General features: G+C 40.7%; 15 protein-coding genes. All 15 read right to left on the bottom strand.

Annotation, left to right across the window (positions count from 1 at the left end; all coding sequences use genetic code 11):
- Positions 1-10 precede the first annotated feature (10 nt).
- The gene (locus NXS00_RS21720) at positions 11-1,057 is read right to left on the bottom strand and encodes a glycoside hydrolase family 43 protein (protein WP_258101386.1); all 1,047 of its coding nucleotides are present in this window, start codon (positions 1,055-1,057) and stop codon (positions 11-13) included.
- Positions 1,058-1,123: 66 nt separating this feature from the next.
- Positions 1,124-2,254, bottom strand: coding sequence for a glycoside hydrolase family 43 protein (locus tag NXS00_RS21715; protein ID WP_258101385.1), 1,131 nt, complete (start codon positions 2,252-2,254; stop codon positions 1,124-1,126).
- Between the two features lie 18 nt (positions 2,255-2,272).
- Positions 2,273-3,286, bottom strand: coding sequence for a glycoside hydrolase family protein (locus tag NXS00_RS21710; RefSeq protein ID WP_258101384.1), 1,014 nt, complete (start codon positions 3,284-3,286; stop codon positions 2,273-2,275).
- A gap of 71 nt (positions 3,287-3,357) precedes the next feature.
- The gene (locus NXS00_RS21705) at positions 3,358-5,268 is read right to left on the bottom strand and encodes a sialate O-acetylesterase (protein WP_258101383.1); all 1,911 of its coding nucleotides are present in this window, start codon (positions 5,266-5,268) and stop codon (positions 3,358-3,360) included.
- A gap of 148 nt (positions 5,269-5,416) precedes the next feature.
- On the bottom strand, positions 5,417-7,039 hold the full coding sequence (locus NXS00_RS21700; protein WP_258101382.1) for an AbfB domain-containing protein: 1,623 nt from the start codon (positions 7,037-7,039) through the stop codon (positions 5,417-5,419).
- 134 nt (positions 7,040-7,173) lie between these two features.
- A complete protein-coding gene (locus NXS00_RS21695; RefSeq protein WP_258101381.1) occupies positions 7,174-8,391 on the bottom strand; it encodes a sialidase family protein in 1,218 nt (405 codons plus the stop codon).
- A 13-nt stretch (positions 8,392-8,404) separates the two neighbouring features.
- Positions 8,405-10,408, bottom strand: coding sequence for a hypothetical protein (locus tag NXS00_RS21690; RefSeq protein WP_258101380.1), 2,004 nt, complete (start codon positions 10,406-10,408; stop codon positions 8,405-8,407).
- 119 nt (positions 10,409-10,527) lie between these two features.
- The gene (locus tag NXS00_RS21685) at positions 10,528-12,312 is read right to left on the bottom strand and encodes a T9SS type A sorting domain-containing protein (protein ID WP_258101379.1); all 1,785 of its coding nucleotides are present in this window, start codon (positions 12,310-12,312) and stop codon (positions 10,528-10,530) included.
- Positions 12,313-12,337: 25 nt separating this feature from the next.
- Entirely contained in the window at positions 12,338-13,411 is a 1,074-nt protein-coding gene (locus NXS00_RS21680) for a glycoside hydrolase family 43 protein (RefSeq protein ID WP_258101378.1), read from the bottom strand.
- A gap of 64 nt (positions 13,412-13,475) precedes the next feature.
- On the bottom strand, positions 13,476-15,002 hold the full coding sequence (locus NXS00_RS21675; protein ID WP_258101377.1) for a RagB/SusD family nutrient uptake outer membrane protein: 1,527 nt from the start codon (positions 15,000-15,002) through the stop codon (positions 13,476-13,478).
- A 12-nt stretch (positions 15,003-15,014) separates the two neighbouring features.
- Positions 15,015-18,356, bottom strand: coding sequence for a SusC/RagA family TonB-linked outer membrane protein (locus tag NXS00_RS21670; protein WP_258101376.1), 3,342 nt, complete (start codon positions 18,354-18,356; stop codon positions 15,015-15,017).
- A gap of 107 nt (positions 18,357-18,463) precedes the next feature.
- Entirely contained in the window at positions 18,464-19,441 is a 978-nt protein-coding gene (locus NXS00_RS21665; protein ID WP_258101375.1) for a FecR family protein, read from the bottom strand.
- A 137-nt stretch (positions 19,442-19,578) separates the two neighbouring features.
- Complete coding sequence (locus NXS00_RS21660) at positions 19,579-20,208, bottom strand: RNA polymerase sigma-70 factor (RefSeq protein WP_258101374.1); 630 nt, start codon at positions 20,206-20,208, stop codon at positions 19,579-19,581.
- Positions 20,209-20,410: 202 nt separating this feature from the next.
- Entirely contained in the window at positions 20,411-21,541 is a 1,131-nt protein-coding gene (locus tag NXS00_RS21655) for an aldose epimerase family protein (protein ID WP_258101373.1), read from the bottom strand.
- 69 nt (positions 21,542-21,610) lie between these two features.
- The coding region (locus NXS00_RS21650; RefSeq protein WP_258101372.1) for a glycoside hydrolase family protein at positions 21,611-21,826 on the bottom strand (216 nt) is incomplete at its 5' end.

Here is a 21,826-nt window from a genome sequence, read left to right as displayed (position 1 = left end):
TTAAAGCAATTTATTCTGTCCCTGATGGCACTTCTATTCGTTTACCATCTGGCACGGGTACTCCAAAGTCTGGTAAACCATTTGATTGCCAGGTAAACTTTTGAATGCGTGGCTGGCGACCACCCCAGCCTCCATTTGGATCTGACATAGCATGATAAATAATCCAATCTTCCGTACCATCTGGTGACTGTGTAAAGGCGCAGTGTCCTGGTCCGTAGATGTAATTGACATCAGACTTTTCAAAAAGTGGCTCTGGGTATTTAGTCCATGATTCTTTGTTCATCAAGTTACCATCCACATTGATGTATGCACCTAAACAGTACCACTGTGTCCAGCTGGCACTCGCAGAATAGATGACCAATGTAGTATCACCCCGCTGTAAGATTTCAGGACCTTCGTTGGTATACTGATCACGAGTTTCCCAATCCAAAAATGGCTCTATTGAAACTTTCGTGATGTCCTCTTCTATTTCCCATGGAGAGATCATTTTAGCTATGGAAATATGCTCGGTCTCACCATCAGCAGTTCGCATCCATAGGAAATAGTTGTCTCCATTCTCCCTTTGCAGGACAGTGCCATCGATACCTTCAGCAATGATACCTTTGTATTCATAGCTTCCTAGTGGGTCCTCCGTGGTACTTTCTAACACAAAACTTTCCTGAAAACATTTTGTAAAATCACCACAAGGACTTCCTGCTGCATACACATACCAACGATCACCAATGAAATGTAATTCCGGTGCCCAAATGGCATTCTTAATCTCTCCATCGGGTAATGGTTGCCAAACGGTGATCCCCTGAACTTTTGCTACTTCGTGCAAATTCTTTGATTTCCTAATTACAATAGATCCTCCATTGGTAGCAGTGTAGTAATAAAACCCATCTTTGAAAACTACCCACGGGTCTGCTTCATAGCCTCCAATAGGATTGCTGAAATATTGCGTCTGATCATCTACTTCTTCCACCTCTGGATCAGGGGAATCAGTTCCTTTTTGACCACAAGAGGCCATTGTAATGACACAAATAATCAATATGGCTTGAACGTATTTTGAGAACATGTATGATTTGATTTTATCAATTAAGGTGGAGTCATCTTTTAAATGACTCCAAACCTCGCAAAGACATTATTTACTGAAAGGAAGTGGCTTACTGCTTGTAGATGGACCATCTACTACTAGTTGACCATCTTTATTGATGTGCATTTCGTCAATAAAAACTACTCTATCCTGACCACTCTGAGTAGTTCGTCCATGATAAACACAATACATCTTAGAACTATCTGGAGAGAACAAGACCATATTGTGTCCAGTACCTGTTACATCACCACCTTGCTCCACATTCTTTTGAAGTACAGGATTGTTGGATGCTTTGATAAATGGCCCAAGAGGACTGCTACCCGTTGCATAACCTACTGCATAGTTTTTCCCAGCATAGTAGTTAGCAGAGTACATGATGTAATAGACCCCATTCTTTTTAAAGAGGAAAGATCCCTCCGTCCAACGTCTATTAATCTCATTAGAAGTAACCGATCTACTCTCCCACTCTGCTTGCTCATCATCCATTCTGGTTGGCGGTTTCAGAAGTAGTTTAGGTCCACCAATTACACCGCTAAAGTCAGGCTTCAACTCTACACCATACACCCAGCTTTCTTCAATTTCTTCGTACATGCCTTGCTCCTTTGCCCAGTCAGCCACTTCACTTTCTACTGGATGTTTGTAACAGGCTCTTGAATAGTAGAGGTAGTTTTTTCCATCGTCATCTACAAATAGGTTCGCATCGATCACTGGATATCCAGGGTTAAAGATTGGTCGATCATACAAGTCCTTGAAAGGGCCGGTTGGCTTATCAGATACCGCGACACCAATCATAAAGTTCTCTTCTTCATTAGTAGGATTTTCTTTCCATTGTGCACTGAAGAAAATGTAATACTTTCCATCTCTTTTGTATACCTCTGGAGCCCAGAACCACTTTTCGTTCCAGGAGCTATCCGTATTGCCAGTATAAACCTGACCTTCAAATTTCCAGTTGATCAAATCAGTAGACGAGTAAGTTGCAAAGCCATCCTTGGCTCCACCTCCAGTTCCATACATGTAGTAAGTTCCATCTCCATTGTCAAGAATGTATGGGTCTCCAAATTCCACATCAATTGGATTACTATAAGTTGCTGCAGTCTCCTCCTCTTTTTTAGCAGGTTGACTACATGCCCAGGCCAGAACAAGGCCTGCAAGCAATAATAGGTTCGATAGGTTCTTCATCGGATTATGTGTTTAGGTCTATTTTAAGTTAGGAAGATAAAAAGTGAAATCATCTGCTTTGTCAATGAGTTTTCCGTTTTCAACAATTAGTTCTCTCACTTGAATAACAGATCTTCTAAGATCTAGTGGAATGTTGCCATGCTCATCTGCTGGTGCTTCAAGGTGGGATTTTCTACCCGGGTGTGTGAAATAAATTACATAAGCTTTATCTCCAGTCACCACCACATCTCCATGGGCTCCTTTTGGACCATCCATAAAGCGGGAAGATGCTTCGTTCAAAATCAAATCCTGCTTTTCCCATTTCTCAGTATCATCAGATTTGTAAACTCTTAGCCCTTGCCATTCATCAGTTACCACCCAGTAACTGTCTTTGAACCAAAAAGCCTTCGGCCCTTCATGTGCTTGACCACCAATAGCAGGCTTTTTATTCGTTTTCCAGGTAAACAAATCTTTGCTCGTTGCAGACATGGTGATTCCGCCACCTTCTGGAGACTTGTACCACATCTTCCAAAGGCCATCAGGCAATTGGATCAACGTTGCGTCAATCACATTCTTCGTATCCAAATCAACATAGCCTTCATGTTTCCAATCCCACAAATTTTGACTGGTGTAATGTACTAATGTGGCATGACCTCCCCAGTGATTTCTCACTCCCTGGATATAAGCCACGAACATGTGATATGTACCATTCGAATAAACGACATCTGGCGCCCAGAAAGTGTTCTTACCACGCTCAAACTCTAAATCCAATGTACCACGGTATACCCATGTTTTTCCATTATCCTTACTACTGGCAAACCCTATGTCATTTCCATAGCAATAAGCAACGTCAGCTGTTTCTACATTGGCTCTACGCTGGGTGTACAACATCCACCAGCTCTGCTCTTCTCGATTGTAGACTACCACAGGATCTGCAGCCCCATCAGTTATAGGATCTCGATAAAGTGGAGAACTAGGAATAAATTCCTGAGCTGATACCGAGAGGCTCAAGAGCATCTGGCAAACTCCATAGAATAATAGTAATTTCTTCATTTTTTAAACGTCATTTATACGCTTACAATTTTTGATACAGCATTTTCATGCTGAAATTCATTTTTTAAATTTTATTGATCTGTTCTAAATGGACTTGCAGGAAGACCTTCCTTATTGTACAAATTGGCATCATCCGGATTATCACCCCAGGCATATCTAACTGCTTTTGGCTCATTGACCTGACTGCTCCAAACAACTACTTTATTATCGTTCAGTTGAGCTTTTGCCCATACAAATTTTCCATCTGCACCAGCTATTGCAAAACCTTTCACATAGCCATATTTGTCTTTGACTTTCAATCCAGAACCTGTATTTGAAAAACTCAATACAGCCTTATTACCATCCAACTCCATTCCAGTGAAGGTTGGACCTGAGTAAACGATATCTTTACTATACGCTACCTTTTCAGCAGCCATAGCCAAACGATACCCTACATCCTTCTTATTGCGCGGATGAATATCATTAGCTTCTCCTATGTCGATGATGACAGCTTGTCCAGTTTTAGGCAAAGCCAATGTCATAGATTGTGCTTCACGAAGTTCTGCCCAGCCGCTCTCTTTCGGTTGTGCTGCAGGAGTCATGAAGTTGGCAAGCTGAACCCAGATAAATGGAAAATCCTGATTGAACTGTTCTCTCCAATCCATGATCATTCCTGGGAATAATTCCCGATATTGTTTCGGGTTTCTGGTGTTATTCTCACCTTGATACCAAATCACCCCTTTGATAGACAAGTCTGTAATTGGAGCAATCATAGCATTGTACAAACACGTTGGAAAATCATTCGGTCCACTAGATGGATTGCCAAAAGCAGATGAAAGGACTGCTGTCTTGTAGTACCACTTCCCTGACAAATCAATGGTAGCACCACCTGTATTTAAATTTAGATCTGAAGGCTTTCCGTAGATTCCACCTCCTCCAGTGTTATCCGTTACTCGAATAACCAGCCAATTGATACCTTCTTTTAGTACCGTTTTCGAAACATTATATTTTCGAGCTACTGACCAGTCTTCCATATGGCCTACCAATTGACCATTGATGTAGGTATCATCAATATCATCTATCGGCCCCAAACTTAAAGTAGCATCTTTCACTTGCTCTTTGGTTAACTCAAATGACTTTGCAAACCATATAATACCGTCTTCATTACCAATCTTAGTGCTTTCCCAAATTTTGGGCATTTCTATCGTTTCCCATGACTGGTATTCTTTCGCAGACAGCTTGAACCAATTTTGCTTCATGCCTGGTTCTTCAGCAATCGCAGCTTGAAAAGCAGCTCTCATTTTACCCGAGTTCTCCTGACGATATACCAGTTCTTCCTTATTCAAATTACCAAAACCATCTACAGAAGACAATGCTTCCCAACTCATCCAGGTTTCTATGTCCGTTCCTCCCCATGAACTGTGAATCAGTCCAATTGGAATATCAAGGTCTTGATTGATTTGCTTACCAAAATGATACGCTACTGCAGAGAAATTTGGTGTCGACTCAGGGTTGCTTACAAACCATCCATTGGTAGTGACATCTGCATTTGGATTGGCAGCCATGGCTTCCTCAACAGTGAAAAGTCTAATATTCTTATTCGCGCTATTCGCGATCGATTCTTTACCGGTTTTTGTATTGAACAATGGCCATTCCATGTTCGACTGTCCACTTCCAATCCACACATCTCCGATCAAAATATTCTTAAGATGTAATTCTTCCTTTTTTCCGCTGATGGTCATTTCAAAAGGCCCACCATGAGTCATTGGGTGCAATTCAACTATCCATTTTCCAGATTTATCGGCTTTGCCAGAAACAGATTGTCCATTGAACTGTACAGAAATAGCTTCTTTCGGACTGGCTTGTCCCCATACTTTTACAGCTTTCTCTCTTTGTAAAACCATATTATCGCCAAACACATTGGCGACTTGTAATTGTGCGGTTAGGATATGCGCACAAAAAGTCATCAGAGCTATTGAAAAAATTCTCTTGAAGGTCATCATTTTGGGATCTTTTGAATGAATATACTAAGATCGAAAATCCTACGCATATAACCGTATATTTTACGTTATAAATAAGTTTAATATATGGCGCTCCTAAGAACGCCATATCATCTATCTAAATCATGTTTCTAACTGAAACAACTGCCTTTTAGTCTTTTACTAAAAATGGCTCTTTTCCAAGAGACTCTCCTCGATCATTCATCACATGTAAAATGTACTGACCGGACTTCAAATTCAATCCTTCGATTTCATAAGAATTCACGCCCATTTCCACATGATCTCTTGTGATAGTTTTTACCAAAGAGCCACTTAAGTCATATATATCAATCCGTGCACTTTTAGCTTCATATGAGGCATTAAATGCAATATAGAAGCGCTCGTTTGGAACAGGGTTCGGGTAAATTTTCAATTCTTTATCCTCAATTACACCAAAATCAGCAACTACTTCCACATCCGTCACATCTTCCAAAACCACAGTTAAAGTCATTTCTTCGTTGTTGCCTTCTGAACGATTGCCCTCTAAAAACGGACCATTGACTGCTAAGCGACCAATAGCCACTCTTCTCGGCGAGTTTCCAGCACGATTACTATTTACCGCGATGTAATCATTGACTGTTGACGCATGTCCCAATCTGAAAAGGTACTGATCTGCTACTGGGAAATTAACCTGACCTCTATATGTCCAGTTTTGTCCATCACCAGTCGCCCAGTTGGTACCATAAGAATTTTCCCACCAGTAACCTCGAGCATACAACATCACTTTTCCCACTCCAGAAACATATCCCACATACGGCGCCTCAGAGTAATTAGTCAGTCCGTTAACTCTTCTATGGTTTGCAGATCCACGGCCATTGTTGATCAAATCAGCCATGAAAGCCCCACCACCAAATGAGCCACCATAGTAAATGATATCACCATCAATACCAGCATCAATTACATCGGTACATCCTCCAGCTCCATCATGAACTACTTCTACTTCGTTGGCAAATCCGGAGTTTGGATTATTGGAGAATGCTACATAGATATTGTTTTCATCTGGGCCTCTTGTATCCTTTGCCGAAAAATACATTCGGTACTCGTTTCCTCTTTTGACGACTGCAGGAGCCCAGCCATGAATCAAATGTGGAGGCATGGTAAAAGCCGTTGTTGCATACCAACTCCCTTTCAAGTTGTTATTGTCATACGGTCGCATACATCGAATTACTCCCGCCTGATTGGTCACATAAATTCGGTAGTTTCCGTCAAAATTGGTTAGCTCTGGATCTGCACCTTCAAAAGCATCGACCATATGTCCGCCGTTTACAGGTCGCTCATGAAATGTCGCATCAGCAGGAAGACCCCAAGGATTCTCGCTATAAAGCAATCCTCCTCTATGTCGTATGTAGTTTCCAGAGAAATTATACGATTCGAAAGAGATGCCACCTCCAGCGATTCCAGAACGAAGCCACCATGTAGCATCCTGATTGTACCAACCTGTTCCGTCGGGCGCTTCCAGCCAAATCTCACCGTTTTTGTGTCTCAAATATCTGCCAGGGAAATTGACAGACTCAATGGAAATGGCATTTCCATCAGCAAGGCCTGGAACTACCCTAAATTCTGAATCCTGAAAGGGATTAACATTCGGGTCTATTCGTCCACGACTGTAGGCATGTCGGATGAAACTCCCGGGAAAATTAAACGATTCGAACTGTACTGTTTGGGCAGTAAGTTCAGTCAACATCATGCTAAACATAAACAGCATGACCATCATTTTCTGATTAGTTGTTTTCATAGTTGTGTAGAGTTTAATTGTTTAAAAACAGTCATCATTAAGGCAATTCATAGACCTTGTTTTTGAGATTGATCTCGACACACTACCTGTTTATATGCTCCCTTTTACCTAATAAGGGAGACTTTTGAGTTTATTTAGTTTCTAATCACTGTACCTGTCACCCAGTAGACTTCCGAATGCCCATCAGCAAAGTTTCGGCTTGCCAACGCAATGATGGTATTGGCATCCAAAGCACAGACGGAGTTGAAAAATGCACCTTCATTGATTGGCAGATCAGGAAATGGGTATGACACATTTCCAAAATCTTTCGCCTCATCGTCCCCAATGAGGACGTACATCGTATTTTTCATCCAGTCGCTTCCGATATCTCTTCCACCTGTATCATGTAGAGACAAAATGGTTTCCCCGGTTGGAAGTTGAATCAGATATGGACCTCCACCAAAATTGACAAGCGTCTTTGGAGCTGCTAACCATCTACCTTCAGGCACTTCAAATCGATTGGATAAACTGGATTGAACTACCCAGGGTCCATTGGAGTTCCCAATAGATTCAATAGCAAAGGCAATACCTTTTTTATCATGAAGTACCACTGGCACAGGCATGCCATCACGCATTGAGGAGGTATAAGCTACCGTTTTTGGATTGTCCCAGGAGAGTCCGTCATTGTCAGATATGACCATTAAGATTTCTTGCTCTATTTGGTCAGCAACTTGCCACCATCTAGCTTCACTAGAGTAGAAAAGCATCACTTCTCCACTAGGGTGCTGTACCATGGCTGGCTCCCATGATCTTCCATAGGCGACAATTCGAGGCCTTGACCAGGTCAGGCCCCGATCATCACTTTGCATGATCTGGATGTTATCATGTTGGTTATCATCTGGCCTACCTCTGCCAGTAAAAGCCATCAAAATCACTCCGTTTCTCAGCTCTAAAAACTCAGGATTTGCAAAGCCCCAATAATCTGGATCATTGTCCTCCATCAGCACTTCAGCTTCTGACCAGGATTCTCCTAGATCAAAACTCTTTCGGAGATAGATATTGTCCCAGGAATTGTTTTCATCGCCTCCGTGATAGGCCATCAGAAGTGTATCTCCACCTAGACGGATCATTCTTGGATAAGCAGCATTGTATACTTCGTGAGAAACCTTTTTAGGAGTACCCCATTCGATATGATCTATTGGGTTAGCTGCTACGGAATGCTCAATAACCCACTTAGTCGTATCCTCAGGCTCCTCTACTTCAGGCTCCTTTGGTGTAGGGTCATCCTTACCGGCAGAACAGGCAAGAAACGACCCTACGATTACCAAAATTGGAATGAAGGTTTTTATGAATCGAATAGCTGGTTCTATCATAGTTCTTCTAAGTTTATTTGAAATAGGCTTCTGTACGACCTACAGTCAAGAGTTCCCATAAGGAAGCTACCGTCCAGCCTGGAGCAAATATGTCGTTGTAAAATCCTTTACCGAACTTGCCATAATCCCATTGGGTGTGCTGTACTACTTCCGGATAATATCCTACCTTACCAATATTGACCATATGGTCTTCGTAAGGCAAAAGCTGTGATCGCATAGATGTTCTGATCACATCTGCAAATGCACTGAAACGAGGTTCTGAAGTCTCCTCAGCTAACCAATCCAATATTTCATCAAATTCGAAAATGTATACATCGATATGATTGTTCTCCACAGAGACATTTCCCCATCCCCGAGTTTTCATATCGACATCACCCAACATTTGCCCTTGAGCAAAAGGAACGTCCCAGGTGTAGTACCATGACAGAGCAAAATAAGATGCCTTCTTAGCCAATTGAATGTACTTTGCTTTTTCCTTGCCTTTCGTAACCTGAGCTAAATAATACAATGATGTAGCAACGTAAAGTGAAGCTTCTTTATCCTCACAGTTGGCATCTAGTGTTGATGAGAAATAGTCGGCTTTGTTGATCAATTCCGTTTCCTGGTAATCCCCAACTTTTCTAGCTATTTCCAAATACTTTTTATCTCCAAAGTATTCGTAAGCCATCACCAATGGAGGAACTACACATGACGAACTTCCTCCACTCGCATCTTTCACTACCAAACTATCGTCGAATTTACGAGGGAAGCTTCCATCTGCTTTTTGAAGCTTCACAAACAAATCGAACATACTTTTCACAGTGGCTTCCCATTCTGGATGCTTTCTACCAGCTTTCTTTTCGTAATTCAAGTAAAACAATGCCGCATACAATCCTTCAGATTGTCTTCTGATAGAAAACACATCTGTTTCCCAGTTGTGATTCTCTTCTATTCGTTCTCTGAAAAGTCCGCCTTTAGTAAATCCATGAGCTAAATAACTATCCCAAATCTCTTGAGACATATCAATCAATTGCTGGTCGTTTTGCTCATAGCCAAACTCCAATGAATTGAAGGCGTTTAGCAATACTCTACCAACAAAACCAACTTCAAGCAACGGAAGTACTTCACATTTTTCCGTTGACAAGTGCACCCCAGAGTAACCTTTCAATCCGTCTGAATTGGTCACAAATGACTGCTTCCAGAACTGAGAAAGTGTTTTCTTGATATCCTCATCAGTAAAGTCATCCGAATCCACATTTGACGGATTCTTAATATCAAATGAAGTATTCCACGATTGCGCTACGAAATCAGAAAAGTCCTTCGAATCATACGTTCGAATTAAGTATTTGTAGGTTACCGTTTCACCAGCATTCAATTTAATGAATGAAGTTACCGGCTCACCTAGCGTGAGTTTTCTATAATAGGAATGTGGCGCTTCTTTGTATGGAATAGCAAATGTTAGCGCTACTTTGTTAGACTTCTCTTGAAAACCGATCGCGCCTAGATTCGTTGGCCCGCTTAGGATCACTTCCCCTTGATTCAAGGGCGCAAGTGACACTTCGTCATTCTGATCTAAACGAACCAGATTGACACCTTTACCTGAAGTCTCATTGTACGCACCTGCTAATGGTGTACTCAAACGGTCTTCTCGAACGATCCAGCTTTTACTAACTCTGGCATTTGGCGCTTTATCTGGAGAACGTAAGTTTTTTCTATACCAAAATCCAGGAAGGTAAAACTGAGTCTGTTCGTAGTTAAAACCTGTCAAATCAACTGCTCCACTCAAGTTGATGTAAGTATCTTGATTCGCTCGCACAGTGATGGTCAGCTCATTGGAACCTGATACGTTCATCATTTTTTGAGTGATGGAAACAGGTGCGTTTTTGGCATCGAGTTCACCTTCAACTCCGTTAATAGCATATTGCTGAGCTGGATTACCAGGTGATTTTACGGACAGCACATAGTTTACTGGATAGTCCTGTGACCATGAAAGATGAGATGCAAACGCAAGAAGTACAACAAGTAACTTTTTCATCATAAGTGCATTTATTTTTATTTGATTCGACATTAGTAGCAAGTTGCTGGAAAGCTTAAAAATGGATGGCCTTTGCAGACCATCCAATGGATTTCATACAAAGTTGAAATCCCGCCTTAGTATTATTTGACTACAGCTTTTTGTGTAGTAACCGATCCATCAGAATGCGTCATTTTCACTAAATAAATTCCACTAGCTACTTGTATCTCCAAATACGAAGTACCTTCCTGGTTTTTTAGCGTTTTGACCAATTTGCCATCGAGAGTTAGCACACCAACTTCAACGACAGAAGTGCTATTGTAAAGATTGATTTTAGACACTGATGGATTAGGATAGATTACGGCATCAGCAATATCCCCTGAACTCAATACCAGCTCTTGGTGTGTGAAATTGCCAGATGCGAAAGTAGAACCCTCAAAGCTATTATCTATCGCCTGTACTCCCCACTCATATTCACCATAAGGCAAATCCTGAACAGTCCATGAAGTATTGAGTTCCACATTTCCTTTTTGCTGTATCATCAGATCCCCAGTAGTCATGTCTGCCAACGGAGCATAATAATAGTATCCTTCAGAATCAATCAAGTAGAAATTATACGTCAATACAGAAGAGTGATCATCTGTTGGAGCATCCCAACTAAAGACTGCTTTCTGACTAATGGACTCAGCAGCTAAATTGGATGGCGCTGCTGGTGCTTCGTTACTTCCTGCAGTTGTATTTTCTATTACCACAGAAATATTTCTACCAAAGGCTGATCCTTCGCCATTCCATTGGTTTCCAGAAAAACCATTGATCACCAAATCCAGATCACCATCATTATCTAAATCTCCCACTTCAATAGCACTCTCCGAAACTCCTGGAACCGAATGACTGTAATCGGCAAGTTCAAAAGATCCTCCAGTATTGATAAAGAACCCAACTCTTTGACCTCCGGCATCTGGATTCCAACCAGTAACAATTACATCTAAATCACCGTCGTTATCCCAATCTGCAAAACGAGAGGAATTGCCTGGACTGAATGCCCCAAATGGTTGGAAAACAACCGCCTCCGTGAAAGTACCGCCATCATTTTCATAAATGCGGTAGATTAGGTCATTATCTTCTCCAGAATTCACATAGCCGTATCCTCCAATCAACAAATCAAGATCACCATCAGCATCATAATCACCCCAATCAGAAGAACCTGGACCTTTATTCACAATCCCCGGATCTACAGCAGTGAATTCTCCACCATCATTTTCGAAAATCATTCCAAACCTGGCATCTTTATTCACCTCGTATCCAGCCATTACCCACAAGTCCAAATCTCCATCTGAATCATAGTCTACTGCTTGAGGTTTAGAATCTATAAACTGATAGGAATCAAATGGTGAAGTTGCATCAAATCCACCTTCACTATTTCCCAAATACACTTTTGGTCGCTGATCTTCAATGTTATGATTTCCAAAGATGAATATATCGGTATGGCCATCATTGTTCAAATCGGCAATTCCTAGACCTGGAGCAATCTGAATCAGACTACTGGATAATTCATCCACAGCAAATTCATTAGATTCATTGGAAGTGTAAAGATTAACAAAAGGTGTATCCCCAAAACCTGACTGAAGGACATCCATTAATCCATCACCATTTACATCTCCAAAATCCAAGGTAGGAACGTTACCTCCTTGAAAAACAGACTCCACTTTTTCGAAGGTCAAATCACCATTGTTCTGAAATAATTGAACCATTGGAACACCTCCATTTTCACCTACAATGAGGATATCCTGATCTCCATCGGCATCAATATCTACGATGGATATATCACCTTTTTGAACCTCAAAATCAAGGCTCACAATATTTTCTTGAGCATAAAGCCCTATGGTTGCTGCCAGAACGGCTGCAACAGCTAATAATTTCTTATACATTTTTGAATAGGGTTAGGTAGTTAAATCAATATTCACCTGAGGGTTTGGTCAGTTTTTCATAAAGTGGATGAGGTACACCAAAATCCGGGTAACCGTTCTCATCCCAGTTAAAAGGTTGGATTCTAATAGACCTGTTGCCTCCACATCCCTGACCTGGTTGTGGATTTGCATGGTAGATAATCCAATCTTCGGTACCATCTTTCGATGTGAAAAAGCTATTATGTCCTGGGCCGTAAGCATTTCCTTCATCGTTCTTGCTGAAAACAGGCTCCTCTGACTTAGTCCACGATTCTGGATCCATCAAATCTGCCTCATCATCTGCCGTCAATAGCCCCAATGCATAGCCATCAGTCCAGCATGCTCCAGCAGAGTAAACGATAAAGATTTTACCGTCATGCTTCAAAACTTGAGGACCTTCAGTTACTGTAGGATTTACGCCATTCGTTTCCCATCCATACTCTGGTTTAGTCAGCATAACTCGCTCACCAACTGGAGTCAGCGCATCATCCATCTTACAGATATAAATATCCTGACGAACATTTACGTCTCCTTCCCAACCTGACCACAAGTAATACAATTGATCGTTGTGTTCGAAGATCGTACCATCAATAGCCCATTTGTCATCTGGCAGCATTAGCTGCCCCATATCTTCCCAGGTTCCTACTTCTGGATCTTCATTTTCATTTCGAACGACGAACATTCGGTGATTTTGATTGTCTCCATCATCAGCGGCATAGTAGATATACCAAACACCATCAATCTGATGAATCTCAGGAGCCCAAATGTTTTTAGAGTTTGGACCTGTAGCAGGAGGTGTCCATACTGACCTGGAATACGCATCACCCAAGTCAGACATCACATCACTTTTATAGAGGGTGAGATTATACCCAGTAGTGAAGGTGAGGTAATATTTATCATTCGCTTGAAAAACCCACGGATCTGGACCTGAAGTATGAATAGGATTCAAAAACAAAGAATCTACTTTTGTATCAGGCTCTTCTGGCTCTTCTTTTTTAATATCTGGAGTTGTCTCTTCAGAACATGCCAAAAGAGAAAAAACTGACACAAAAAGTAAGGATACAATGAAAGATCTCAACATATGCTAGTTCGTTTCTTAGTATAAAAAAGCCGTGCGAGCAATCTCACACGGCGATTTAAAATATTTACCAATTTGGGTTTTGATCAAGGTTTGGATTTACATCCAAATCAACTTGAGGAATTGGAAGCAATTCGTGCTTTCCTACTTCAAAGTTGTTAAATGCAGGATCATTTCCAGCTAATCCCGGACCTACATCTCCCCATCTCATTAAGTCATTCCAACGGTGACCTTCACCCGCAAGCTCCAGCAATCTTTCATGCTTGATTTGCTCCAGGAACGCATCCTGACTCAAACCTGGCTTCGCTGTTGACAAAGGAGCCAAATTCGCTCTTTCTCTAACTCTGTCTACATGCGCATACGCTTCTCCTGTTCTTCCAAGCGCATTAAGGCACTCTGCGTACATTAACAACACATCTGAATATCTAATGTATCTGTAGTTGTTAGGAGAACGATAACCTTCTTCATTTTTCCAGTGATCATTCAAGAACTTACGTACCCAAACTCTTTTGCTATCCGGACCGTCTCCATATCTATCAGCGAAAGAAACCCCGTAGATCATTGTCTCATTAGGACCATTGATATTCGTAGAGTCAAACAAGAAACTTGCTTCTACTCGTGGATCTCTATTACCATCTACAGTCAACTCATCAAATTCATAGATCACCCATCTGCGTGCTTCAGCATCTGACCAACCTATTCCTACTGGAGCAGTGAATTGTGCCATAGAAGTACCGTAATTGTGATTTGGAGTTGCGATATCATCATCTGTATACTCATTTGGATTCTCAGCAAACTGCCACTCGAATACAGACTCCACATTGTTCTCTGTAGTGATTAGGAAATTGTCTCTATAGTCAGAGGTAAGGTCGTAAATATCTCCACCCTGACCATCTACTAACCATTCCAATGAAGGAAGTGCACTATTGTAATCTTTCAACTGGAAGTATGCTTTCGCCATCAATGCATGTGCCGCGCCTTTAGTAACTCTTCCCAAATCATCAGGGCTTGCATATTGTGCAGGCAACATATCTACTGCCATCTCTAAGTCAGAAATGATCTGATTGTATACTTCTTCTACTGAGCTATTCGCCGGATAATCATCTGGTGAAGTCGTTTGAAGCATCAAAGGAACATTGCCAAACAAGGTTACTAAGTGATAGTAAAACAATCCTCTAAAGAAGTATGCTTGACCAAGAACTTCATCCTTTTTGGCAGCATCCATATCAATGCCTGGTACGTTATCCAAAACCTGATTAGCTCTGTTGATACCAACATAATTATCAGACCATGTACCTGCTACCGGACCAAAATTGTAATCCGGCTGAATGAACTTATCCAAAGCATTCGCTAAATCTGTCCACGGGCTTCTACTCTGACCAATATCTGATCTTGTAGAGAACAACATTGGCATCCATCTGGAGATAGATCCTTTATGTAGTGTACTGTATACTGCATTTACTCCTTTTACGGCATCTTCTTCGTTTTGCCAGAAGTATTGAACACTCGGTTCATTAGGGTTTATAATGTCTAGTTTCTCTTCACAGCCAAACCCCAAACCTATGATGACTATGTATATTAATATTCTTTTCATTGCTCTGATGGTTTAAAAATCTAACTGAATGCCTGCTGAATAAATTCTGTTGGATGGCCAGTTACCTGTATCTGCACCTCGCTCATAGATACCATTACCTGTTACATCTGGATCAAGACCTGAGTATTTTGTAAATGTCAGGAGGTTCTGGCCGCTGACAAATACCCTTGCATTGCCCAAGCCAATAGAGCTTAATAAGTCACTGTTAAACGTATAGCCTAACTCGACATTTCTCACTCTCACGTACGATCCACTTTCTAACCATCGGTCACTGTTTTGACCATTCATAGCTAATGCTACATCATCGCTAGCCACACCAATTCTTGGATCATCAGTATTTGGATTTTCTTCTGTCCAAGGCTGAATGTCACTACGGAAATTAGTGTTTTGGTAGCTATCCAAAATCTGTCTTACACTGTTGTAAATATGGTTACCAAAGATCCCTACCAACTGCACATTGAAGTTGAAGTTCTTGTATGATGCGTTAAACTGTGAACCAATTTGAAGTGTAGGCCAGGCTGATTTGCCGCTAAAGTCTCTATCATCTTCTGTGATCTGACCGTCATCATTTACATCCACAAATCGGATATCACCTGGTTGTGCATTTGGCTGAATCACTTGACCTTCAGTGTTCTGATGATCTAGTACATCTTGCTCAGATTGGAATATTCCATCTGTTTTCAATAGATACCACTCAGAAATGGATCTTCCTACTTTCGTTCTGGTCAAACCTGTTGGGATGTAGTCAATACCAGCTCCCTGGTTACCAACACTTTCAACAGTGTTTTTAATGGTTGTGAAGTTTCCAGATAGATCCCAGTTGAAATCTCCTTCTCTCTTTCTGTAAGTCGCACTGAACTCAAATCCTGAGTTTCTCAACGAACCAGTGTTCACGTATGGATTACCACCTAAAGTACCAAAGTAATTCGCTACTGGAGGGTTAAGGATTGCATTGTCAGAAACTGAGTTGTAGTATTCAATACCTACCAATACTTTGTCATTCAATAATCCTACATCCATTCCGATGTTTCTAGTGATTTTAGTTTCCCACTGAAGTTTTTCATTGATCAGACGTGGCTGGTATGCACCAACATACGCTTGTTGTGAGTTACCAAAAATTGCTCTTGTATTGGAGTTCAAATTACCAACGTAATCCCATGACCCAATTGCACCTGGCACCAAACCAATCTCTCCATAAGATGCTGTTAACTTCATATTGGAGATGTATGGAACGTTAAAGAAGTTCTCCTCACTGATTCTCCATCCTGCTGCTACAGAAGGGAAGAAACCTGTTCTATAATCTTCCTGGAACTTAGAGTTCTTGTCAATTCTACCAGTTAAAGTAAGCAAATACTTATCTGCATAGGTGTAGTTGATTCGACCAAGGTAACCGATGATGTAACTATCTAGCGGTCTACCTCCTGATGAAACATCCTCTCCTACTGCAGAATTAATTGTATTCAAATAATCACCATTGAACTGCTGCAATTCACTTCTGCGCGCAGTAGTGTATTCATTTCTAAATGATTGCTGAGAAGTACCAAATACCGCACTGATTCTGTGCTGTCCAAAGTCTTTGTTGATATTCAATGTATGTTCCAACAAGCCACTCATAAAAGTGGATCTGTTGTCTTCTACGTAACTTGGATAAACTGCAGCATTGAATGACCATACACCATCTTCACGAAGGTATTTAGTAAAATCAAAACTAGCTTCTAAACCAGCATTGAATCGATAGGTGATCCAGTCGGCAATTTTCACATCCACATATGCATTACCTACAATCTTCGAATAAGTAGACTTGTTGTGACTTAAATTATTGATTGCAACCGGGTTCCATGCATAGGTCACTGCGTTGGTTGTTCCTGTTCCCCATCCTTCAGGATTGCTTACATTGATGTAATCATCACTCTGTACAGGAATAACTGGAAGCAACTGCGGCATATCATAAAATGGATTCCCTGCTCCTGGATTTTCATTGATGGAATGAGTCAACACCATATTTTCACCTACCGTCACTCTACCAATCTCGCTCTTACTATTCAGTCTTAAGCTGTAACGTTCAAATGATCTTCCTTTTAGAACACCTTCATTATTGAATGCACTTCCACTGATCATGAATGAATTATTCTTTGACCCTCCAGAAAGGCTTACATTGTAATCATTGATTTTACCTAGTTGGATGATCTCATCTTGCCAATCTGTATCAATAGATGGATCGAAATCAGCTCCTACGGAAGAGGGAACAGGTAATCCTGAGTTCTCGTACATGGTAGTTTGCAAGGCTGCAAACTCCTGTGCATTCATCACATCCCATCTCTTCGCTATTTCCTGAATACCAGATTTTGCAGAAAGGCTTACTTTCATTGGCCCATCACTACCTTGTTTCGTTGTGATGATTACGACACCATTTGCAGCACGAGAACCATAAATGGCTGCAGCAGATGCATCTTTCAAAATTTGAACAGAAGCTATATCATTTGTATTGATTGTTGGATTAGCATCCGCCAACATTCCATCAATTACATATAGAGGTTGCGTATCAGCAAAACTACCTACTCCTCTAATTTCGATCACCGCACCCGAACCAGGAGCTCCACCGTTCCTTACAGTCACTCCAGGAGCCAAACCTTGCATTGATTCTGCAAGTGTAGTTCCTGTTACTTTCTTAACCGCGTCAGGCTTAATAACCGCGGTAGAACCTGTCAAGTCTTTCTTTTGGACGGTTTGGTAACCAATTACCACGACCTCTTCAAGCCCTTGAGTATCTACATCTAATGATACATTGATAGTTGTCTGACCATTCAACAAAACTTCCTGGGCTTGATAACCTACGAAAGAAACAACCAAAATCTGCCCTTCTTCCGCATTCAACGTAAAGTTTCCATCAATATCTGTGATGGTTCCATTGGTTGTGCCTTTGATAGTCACAGTTGCACCTGGTAAGCCTTCACCGTTCTCATCGGTTACAGTTCCTTTAATGGTCTGTAGGATACTTACTTTCTCTGAAACTACTGGTGTCTCGTCAGCTTCTACCTCACGAATAGTGATGGTTTCATTGATACGCTTCAGAGAGACACCTGCGTCTACAGAAATTTCGCGAAGAAGTGATTCCATATTCCACTTACCCGATGTTATATAAACCTCTTTATCCTTCAGGTCCTTTTTCGAATAGGCAAAACGAAAGTCACTCGCCCGCTCGATTTGGTCAAGCAGGTTCAACAAACTCTTGTTGTCATTTTTGATCTCAAGAGTAATCTCACTCAAATACTTCCTTTGAGCAATGGACTCATGACCAAACGCCATGGTGAGCGAATAGCACATGATCACCGCATAAATCGCAATTTTTGACATGCGAACGATTAATTTTGGTAATTTTGCATGCATAGAGTTTATGTTTAAGTCAGAAACTTTATTGAGAGCCGAGATCCTTTCCCCAAAGTCCTCTCGGCTTTCGTCATTTATTTGATAATTACAGTTTTATCCTTTAGTTCATATTCAAAATCATAGGCATAAGACAAACTCTCCATTACCGCTCGTAGCGTAGGGTTCTTGTATTTACCAGTGAATTTTTTCTTAGTGTCGAGTTTTGTTGTGATCTCGACTTTCACATCATACCATCTCTCCAATGTTTTCACGATTTCATCAATAGTATCATCGTCAAACATCATCGTTTGATCCAACCATCCAAAAATCGCTTCTTCATTGACGATTTGCTGTTTCTTGAGTTTTGCGTCTTGCTGCCATGACGCTTGTTGAGCAGGATAAAGCAACACTTCATCTGAACCTTTTCTACTAGCTACTGAAACTTTACCAGTCTTCACCGCAACCACGGCTGCTTCATTCTCTGCATAAGCATCCACATTAAATGAGGTGCCTAAAACAGTGACATCTATATTTTCGGTATTTATTTTAAAAGGTCTGTTAGGATCTTTAGTCACATCGAAAAAGGCCTCTCCCATCAAACTCACATCTCTGTGGTTTACCGCAAACTCTTTTGGGAAGGTGATTTTACTTCCAGAGTTCAACTTCACAATAGTCCCATCAGGCAATTCGAATGTTAACTTTTGACCAAACAATGCCTCTTTCTCGATGAGCACTTGTTCAACAACCGCTGATTTTGGCTGGATTTGATTTTCCATGTGATTGAATACAAAGCCCAAACCAACAGCTAGAAGAATTACCGCAGCTACTTTCCATGCATTGCTCCAACCTTTGCTAGACTCCATCTCCACAACTGGTGAAGGACTTGATTGCATGACACGATCATAAACCTTCTCCTTGTAGGCGTTGATCTCCACATCTGACAACTCCCAATGACTAACCATGTTCTCAAACACCTGACGGTTAAGAGAATCCTCCTCTAGCCAGGATTGCAACTCCCTTTCCTCTACGGAAGTGAGTTCTTTGTTGAGATATTTCAGTATTAGTTGTTCCATTCTTTGTGTGCTACATCTATAAGAGTCCAATCACCCTTAAAACACTTAGCGTTTTTTAAACAAATACAATTAAATCAATAAAAAAGCCTAAGAATTATAAGCTCATTCAATGAATACCCTAAAATGTTGAATTATTTCTAATGAATAGATTGGGCTACCGCCGTAGCAACAAGCGCTGCAATAGACCCGATATTCGTGAAGTAAGGATAATTCACTCCTGAATCCGCAAAATGCTTTTGCAGTGCCTCTTTGATCTTTTTGAGCACATTGTACATGTGGCTTTCTACAGTTTTCCTAGAAATCCCGAGCTCCTGAGCAATTTGCTCATAGGTCATGCCTTTGTTCCGAGCCATATCATAAACCAACTTGCCGTGTGGAGTCAGATTACCGATGACATCATCAATAACTTGCTTGAGCTCTTCGCCCAACAATATATCTTCAGGATCAATAGCATCTGAAACCTGAAGTGTCTCGTCGTAGGTAGAATAAGTGAATTTACCGGGATCTTTAGAGACCATTCGTATGGCTAAATGCTTTACAGAAACATGCAAATACGAACTCAACTCTTTAATGGTATTGTAATCAGGCTTTTTATGCCAAATATTGGTGAAGACTTCTGAAACAACGTCTTCTGCCATTTGCTGATCTTTGGTGATCGTGTAGGCGTAACGGAATAATCTTTCGAAGTAATCTTGATAGATCCCTTCAAACCACGCCTTAAAATCTGCATCGTGATTTAACTTCCGAATTTTACCGCCTCGCTTCAAGTTTTACGAAATTAATAATTTAGAGTTTTATTAATACCCTTAAATTATAATCAAGCTTAAATCTAGTGAAGATTATTGAAATTATTACACGTATTATCCACGTTTATAAAATCATTTTTAGCGGTTTTACCATCACTAGTCATCATTTAAAAAAATAATCAGACCCGTAAGAGCCTGATTATCAAATATTTTTATGATTAAATTAGAATCTGTAAATAGATACTGTATGATATTGCTCTCCTGGCTTTAATAAGGTAGTCGGAAAGTTAGGGTTGTTTGGTGTATCTGGATAATGTTGTGTTTCCAGACAGAAAGCACCCCTGAAATTATAAGTACCATTCTTCCCAGTTTCAGATCCATTCAAGAAGTTTCCTCCATAAAACTGAAGTCCTGGCTCTGTTGTTAAGATATCTAACTCGATTCCAGTTTGCTCCGACTTGATTGTAGCAACCAACTCAGGACTTGCCGTAATACCCTTATCTAATACGAAGTTATGGTCATAACCATTGCCATATCCTAGCTGTTCATCTTCTACATCTACTCTAGCTCCAATCGCTGTAGGAGTTCTAAAATCAAAAGGAGTTCCTTCTACAGATGCATTTTCACCTAATGGAATCAGTGTTTCATCCACTGGAGTGTAGTTAGAAGCTTTCACCATCAGCACATGATCATTAACCGTTCCACTGCCATCACCATTTAGGTTAAAGAAAGCATGGTTCGTTAAATTAACATGTGTAGCCTTATCAGTGGTCGCATCATACGTCATGACGATCTCGTTTTGATCAGTCAACTCATAAGTTACTGTAACTGCAAGTTCTCCTGGGAAACCTTCCTCACCATCTGCTGAAGTATAGGCCAAAGTAATGCTCTTTGCAGAAGATGATTTCACCTCCCACACCACATTATTAAATCCAACTTTACCACCATGAAGATTGTTAGGCCCATTGTTTTGCGCAAGCGTATACTCTACACTATCGATAGTGAATTTACCGCCAGCTATTCTGTTTCCATATCGTCCAATCAATGATCCGAAATAGATTTCAGAAGTTTTTAAATAACCATCCAGATTATCGTATCCAAGATTTACATCCACAAGCTCCCCTTCTTTATCTGGCACTAACATATGAACGATTTTACCCCCATAATTGGTGATGGTTACTTTCATTCCGCTAGCATTTTCTAACAAATAAAGGTCTACGGGTTTACCATTTACTTCAGATTGAAAAGCCTTTCTGATTTCGGTGTAATTCAATGATTCGGTTTCTGTTTTCACTTGACAAGAATAAATAATTGTTGATAATACAAGAAGTGAAAGAAAATAAGTTCTTCTCATTTTTGATATTGTTTAATAAACGTAAGATAAACGTTTAAGTGAATTCACCCAATTCACTCCACTAAATTCTTATTTATTCTCTATTCCAAAGTTTTCAACCAAATGATCATATTCCTCTCTACTGATGGTAATCATACATCCATGACGCACCTTAGAGGGAAATGAATACTTATCCCAGTCAGCGAAGAAGGTGTAACCAGATACCTGATACCATGGTCCATTCAGCTGATCCGCCACAGACAATCCATAAGATACTCCAGGATATTGCTCATAATATAAATACCA

The organism is Marinoscillum pacificum (assembly GCF_024714495.1).
In the GTDB taxonomy this organism is placed as follows: domain Bacteria; phylum Bacteroidota; class Bacteroidia; order Cytophagales; family Cyclobacteriaceae; genus Marinoscillum; species Marinoscillum pacificum.
The sequence above is the reverse complement of the archived record's forward strand: the minus strand, read 5'-3'. Positions and strand labels throughout refer to the sequence as shown.

What these genes read in the sequence shown, in the direction of transcription:
- NXS00_RS21720 (WP_258101386.1), bottom strand. Translation starts at nt 1,057, where the DNA reads ATGTTCTCAAAATACGTTCAAGCCATATTGATTATTTGTGTCATTACA.
- NXS00_RS21715 (WP_258101385.1), bottom strand. Translation starts at nt 2,254, where the DNA reads ATGAAGAACCTATCGAACCTATTATTGCTTGCAGGCCTTGTTCTGGCC.
- NXS00_RS21710 (WP_258101384.1), bottom strand. Translation starts at nt 3,286, where the DNA reads ATGAAGAAATTACTATTATTCTATGGAGTTTGCCAGATGCTCTTGAGC.
- NXS00_RS21705 (WP_258101383.1), bottom strand. Translation starts at nt 5,268, where the DNA reads ATGATGACCTTCAAGAGAATTTTTTCAATAGCTCTGATGACTTTTTGT.
- NXS00_RS21700 (WP_258101382.1), bottom strand. Translation starts at nt 7,039, where the DNA reads ATGAAAACAACTAATCAGAAAATGATGGTCATGCTGTTTATGTTTAGC.
- NXS00_RS21695 (WP_258101381.1), bottom strand. Translation starts at nt 8,391, where the DNA reads ATGATAGAACCAGCTATTCGATTCATAAAAACCTTCATTCCAATTTTG.
- NXS00_RS21690 (WP_258101380.1), bottom strand. Translation starts at nt 10,408, where the DNA reads ATGATGAAAAAGTTACTTGTTGTACTTCTTGCGTTTGCATCTCATCTT.
- NXS00_RS21685 (WP_258101379.1), bottom strand. Translation starts at nt 12,312, where the DNA reads ATGTATAAGAAATTATTAGCTGTTGCAGCCGTTCTGGCAGCAACCATA.
- NXS00_RS21680 (WP_258101378.1), bottom strand. Translation starts at nt 13,411, where the DNA reads ATGTTGAGATCTTTCATTGTATCCTTACTTTTTGTGTCAGTTTTTTCT.
- NXS00_RS21675 (WP_258101377.1), bottom strand. Translation starts at nt 15,002, where the DNA reads ATGAAAAGAATATTAATATACATAGTCATCATAGGTTTGGGGTTTGGC.
- NXS00_RS21670 (WP_258101376.1), bottom strand. Translation starts at nt 18,356, where the DNA reads ATGTCAAAAATTGCGATTTATGCGGTGATCATGTGCTATTCGCTCACC.
- NXS00_RS21665 (WP_258101375.1), bottom strand. Translation starts at nt 19,441, where the DNA reads ATGGAACAACTAATACTGAAATATCTCAACAAAGAACTCACTTCCGTA.
- NXS00_RS21655 (WP_258101373.1), bottom strand. Translation starts at nt 21,541, where the DNA reads ATGAGAAGAACTTATTTTCTTTCACTTCTTGTATTATCAACAATTATT.